Origin of the sequence: uncultured Campylobacter sp. (assembly GCF_937997465.1) — a bacterium.
GTDB lineage: Bacteria > Campylobacterota > Campylobacteria > Campylobacterales > Campylobacteraceae > Campylobacter_A.
Genome location: NZ_CALKTQ010000234.1, coordinates 1 through 3,547, shown reverse-complemented (window position 1 = coordinate 3,547; position 3,547 = coordinate 1). Strand labels below are relative to the sequence as shown.

The 3,547-nt window shown below is 44.8% G+C and carries 7 protein-coding genes; 5 read left to right on the top strand and 2 right to left on the bottom strand.

Going from position 1 to position 3,547, the window contains the following annotated elements:
• A partial coding sequence (locus Q0546_RS07885; protein WP_298791983.1) for a DUF5339 family protein occupies window positions 1-279 on the top strand: 279 nt, incomplete at its 5' end.
• A gap of 100 nt (window positions 280-379) precedes the next feature.
• On the opposite strand, the gene Q0546_RS07880 is transcribed toward Q0546_RS07885, so the two are convergent.
• On the bottom strand, window positions 380-898 hold the full coding sequence (locus Q0546_RS07880) for a pyridoxamine 5'-phosphate oxidase family protein (protein WP_298791981.1): 519 nt from the start codon (window positions 896-898) through the stop codon (window positions 380-382).
• A gap of 79 nt (window positions 899-977) precedes the next feature.
• Between Q0546_RS07880 and Q0546_RS07875 the strand changes: the two genes are divergently transcribed.
• The gene (locus Q0546_RS07875; protein WP_298791979.1) at window positions 978-1,283 is read left to right on the top strand and encodes a hypothetical protein; all 306 of its coding nucleotides are present in this window, start codon (window positions 978-980) and stop codon (window positions 1,281-1,283) included.
• Between the two features lie 212 nt (window positions 1,284-1,495).
• On the opposite strand, the gene ung is transcribed toward Q0546_RS07875, so the two are convergent.
• Window positions 1,496-2,182: a uracil-DNA glycosylase gene (gene ung, locus Q0546_RS07870; RefSeq protein WP_004321791.1), complete on the bottom strand. Its 687-nt coding sequence runs from the start codon at window positions 2,180-2,182 to the stop codon at window positions 1,496-1,498.
• A gap of 205 nt (window positions 2,183-2,387) precedes the next feature.
• On the opposite strand from ung, the gene Q0546_RS07865 reads away from it, so the two are divergent.
• The 3 genes from Q0546_RS07865 to Q0546_RS11985 all read left to right on the top strand — a co-directional run bounded on the left by Q0546_RS07865 (window position 2,388) and on the right by Q0546_RS11985 (window position 3,539).
• A complete protein-coding gene (locus tag Q0546_RS07865; protein ID WP_298791977.1) occupies window positions 2,388-2,876 on the top strand; it encodes a YbaK/prolyl-tRNA synthetase associated domain-containing protein in 489 nt (162 codons plus the stop codon).
• 197 nt (window positions 2,877-3,073) lie between these two features.
• Window positions 3,074-3,328, top strand: coding sequence for a hypothetical protein (locus Q0546_RS07860; protein ID WP_298791975.1), 255 nt, complete (start codon window positions 3,074-3,076; stop codon window positions 3,326-3,328).
• The gene (locus tag Q0546_RS11985) at window positions 3,267-3,539 is read left to right on the top strand and encodes a DUF4209 domain-containing protein (protein WP_366519259.1); all 273 of its coding nucleotides are present in this window, start codon (window positions 3,267-3,269) and stop codon (window positions 3,537-3,539) included. The genes Q0546_RS07860 and Q0546_RS11985 overlap by 62 nt, the downstream gene beginning before the upstream one ends.
• The last annotated feature ends 8 nt before the right edge of the window (window positions 3,540-3,547 follow it).

Below are 3,547 nucleotides of genomic sequence, written 5' to 3'. Positions count from 1 at the left end.
GAATATATGAAAAAGTCATTGTTAGTAATCGCCGCCCTTGGCGTAATGAGCGCAAATGCCGCTGCCACGGTTGAGCTTTCGCCTTCTTGCGAAGAGTACTTTAAACTGGTCGACGAGTTCGTCGAAAAAACTAAAGACAACCCGCAAATGGCGGCTATGAAATCTACTTACGAAGATCAAAAAGCCCAGTTCGCTCAGCTTCCGCAAGACTCACAAGAGGCCGCTTGCAAACCTGCCCTTGAACAAATGAAGCAAGTTATAGCTACGCTACCTAAATAATTTTTATCCCTCCGCTTGGAGGGATTTTTTGTTTTTTCAAATTCTTAGTTACTATCCAAATTTTATATATTTATCAAATTTGCCACCCCAAAGCGAAAATTTAATTCCGAATAATCTTTGCCTTTGCCGTTACGCTCGCGATCTTTAGCTCGTATATATTCATCGCTTTTAGCCCGTGAGCTGCCGCGACGTCGAAGGTACGCATGTAGTTTGGCGTGTATTTTTTGCTAAGTAGCCGCAGCGCGTGCAGCCTCGCCGCCTCGTCCGTCACGGCGTAAGCCTTGGTCATGGCGACGGCGGATTTGTATTCGGTCGTAAAAACTTTCGCGCCAAGCGCCTTACCGTCGTCCTTGATCGCATCTAGCTGCTCGTCTGTTAGAACCGGTACCCGCGCGTAGCTCACGCAAACTAGCGTCACGCTCTTGCCATCTTTTAGTAGCTTTGCCTTAGAGCCTGCAGGCGCGCCGTGCAAAAACACGCTCTCGCCCTCGCGCACGACCGAGATCGGCACGCTAAAGATCTCGCCCGCCTCATCGACGCAAGAGATCGTGCCGTATTCGCACGCATCGATGATCGCAAGCCCTTCTTGCGCGGTTAGTTCTCTATCTTTTCGTCTCATTTTCCACCTTTAAATTTTTGAAAATTATAAAATTTAAAACCTAAAAAAGTGTATAATTTCGCAAATTTAAAGGACGGCGATGAGAAAAATATTGATATTTTACGCTCTGGGTACACTGGCTTTAGGCGCTCAAAACGCATGCGAGGAGTACGTGAATCAAAGCAAAATTTACCTAAACGAGCTTTATGAAATAAAATCTAAGCAGCTAAAAGACGATCCGCAGGCCTTTAGGCTCTTTGAGCTCAAATTTAGCGAGCTGCAAAAAGCTCAGGAGGGCCAAGCAGCGCTAATCATACAAAGCGGCGACGAGAAATTTTGTGAGCGCGAATCGGCCAAGATAAAATCCATGTTAGATGAGATGAGAGCGGAAAAGGCGCAAAAGTAGGCGTATTTTATAGAGAAATTTGAGTCTCTTTTGCCGAGTAGAGCCAAAAGCTCTACAATCAAATTTGAAACCCGCCAAACCTAGTCTGGCAAGCTTTTGAATGCAAATTTAATGTAGCCTGGCACAATTAAAATTGTATGCTTACTAAATTTTGCAAACTCGCTTTAGCCAAATCATAAAAGCTCGTTTTGTCGCAGCCGCATAAAAGCACACTAACTAGCGTTGTTTAAATCCCAATCTATCGGCGCTTTGCCGTGTTCGGCGAGATACAAATTCGCCTTTGAAAAGTGCCTGCAACCAAAAAACGCGCCGCGCGCTAACGGGCTTGGATGCGCTGCCGTTAGTACAAGGTGTTTGTTAGCGTCGATGAGAGGGATTTTGGCCTTAGCCGGGTTGCCCCATAGCATGAAAACGACGTTCTGGGCGCAATCGCTAAGCTTCCTGATCGCAGCGTCCGTAAACTCCTGCCAGCCGAAATTTGAGTGCGAGTTAGCCTGCCCTGCACTAACGCTTAGCGTCGCATTTAGCAGCAGCACGCCCTGCTTCGCCCAGTAGCTCAGATCACCTGAGTTTGGCTCAGTTATGCCCAGATCGTCGCGGATTTCTTTGTAGATGTTGGCGAGGCTCGGCGGGATTTTGACGCCGTGCGGTACAGCGAAGCTTAGCCCCATCGCCTGCCCCGGGCCGTGGTATGGGTCTTGGCCCAGGATCACGACCTTGACGGCGTTAAACGGCGTGAGATTAAAGGCGTTAAATATCAGCGCGTTTGGCGGATATACTTCGCCGGCAGCCTTTGCGCGCAAGAAATTTTCCTTTACGCGAGCGAAATTTTCGCTCAAAAACTCCTCTTTTAGCGCTTCTTTCCAACCCGCTTCGATTTGGATTTTGTCGATCTGCATGATTTTTCCTTTGTAAATTTGCTCTTTTTCTTTACGTTTATTTTAAGGCAAATTTACGAAATGATAGCCAAAAATATTTAAATTTAAGCGGCTCAAGATGTGGTCAAATTTAGATGCATTTAGCTTGTTAAATTTCCAAAAAAGAGCAGGGCGGTTTTAAAATTTGCTGTATAATTTAAACTAAATCTTAAATAAAGGAACAACGATGTCTGAGCAAATTTTTGAGAAGCTAAAAGAGCTACTAAGCTCGCAAAATGCGGACTTTCGCACCGTATCTCACGCTAGCGCAAAAACATCGGCCGAGGTTGCCGTAGTGCGCGGCACGGAGCTAGGGCAGGGGGCAAAAGCGCTCGTTTGCGTCGTAAAGGGCGGGGGCGCAAAGCGATATGTTTTAGCCGTACTGCCAGCGGACTACAAGGCTGATTTGCAGCTCATCGCACAGGTGCTGGGCGGCACTAGGGCAAGCCTAGCGAGTCCTGACGAGGTCATGCGGCTAACCGACTGCGTCTTTGGTAGCGTTCCGCCGTTTAGCTTTCATGAGGAGCTGGAGCTGATCGCTGATCATAGCCTGCTTACGCGCTATGCCGAGCTTGCCTTTAATGCAGGCTTGCTAGATCATTCTATCATTTTAAATACGAAAGACTACGAGCGAATAGCTCAGCCGAGACTAGTCAAATTTGCGATGGTGGAGTGATTCGACATACCAATATACGCAAAGAGTAAGAATAATATATAATTGCGTTGGGTTCAAATTTGGTCAACATATTTGTTAAATGCTAATTTATTTAAACACAAAAGAGCTCGCATGAGTAGCACGGGCAATCTATATACCAAAAATAATAGCGGCGATAATGCCTGCATTTTGGCAAAAATTAGAGGAGTATAGAGTGTTTGTGTGCTGCATTTATGATATTTGCAAAAATTTCTAGTGTGGTTACGGCTGATAGGATAGATATCTGGATACAGGGTTTATATTACGGTTTTGATAGAGACTTTTTGGTTTCAAGTTATTTAATGATACCTCAAATAGAACATTTGACAAGAATTTTGATGCGACAAGAAAAAATCCCTACGACAACTATCAATGAAAACGGCGTGGAATCGGAAAAATATAAACTCACTTTTGCAAGAACCAAAAATATATGAATTACTTGGGAGAGATTTGACGGAAGAGCTAAAATTTTTGCTAACGGAGCCGATGGGACTAAACTACAGAAATAAAATATGCCATGGACTAGCCAGCGAATCCCCAAACGATGCCGATATTTATATTTGGTGGCTTTGCCTTAAGCTAGTGATTAATAATTGTGTTGGCTCAATTAAACTTAAGCGGATTTTCTCTTATCAATTTCAATAGTTTCTGAT

Excerpts from the sequence above, each read along its gene's own strand:
- Q0546_RS07880 (WP_298791981.1), bottom strand. The coding sequence starts at position 898 with ATGAGACGAAAAGATAGAGAACTAACCGCGCAAGAAGGGCTTGCGATC.
- Q0546_RS07875 (WP_298791979.1), top strand. The coding sequence starts at position 978 with ATGAGAAAAATATTGATATTTTACGCTCTGGGTACACTGGCTTTAGGC.
- ung (WP_004321791.1), bottom strand. The coding sequence starts at position 2,182 with ATGCAGATCGACAAAATCCAAATCGAAGCGGGTTGGAAAGAAGCGCTA.
- Q0546_RS07865 (WP_298791977.1), top strand. The coding sequence starts at position 2,388 with ATGTCTGAGCAAATTTTTGAGAAGCTAAAAGAGCTACTAAGCTCGCAA.
- Q0546_RS11985 (WP_366519259.1), top strand. The coding sequence starts at position 3,267 with ATGAAAACGGCGTGGAATCGGAAAAATATAAACTCACTTTTGCAAGAA.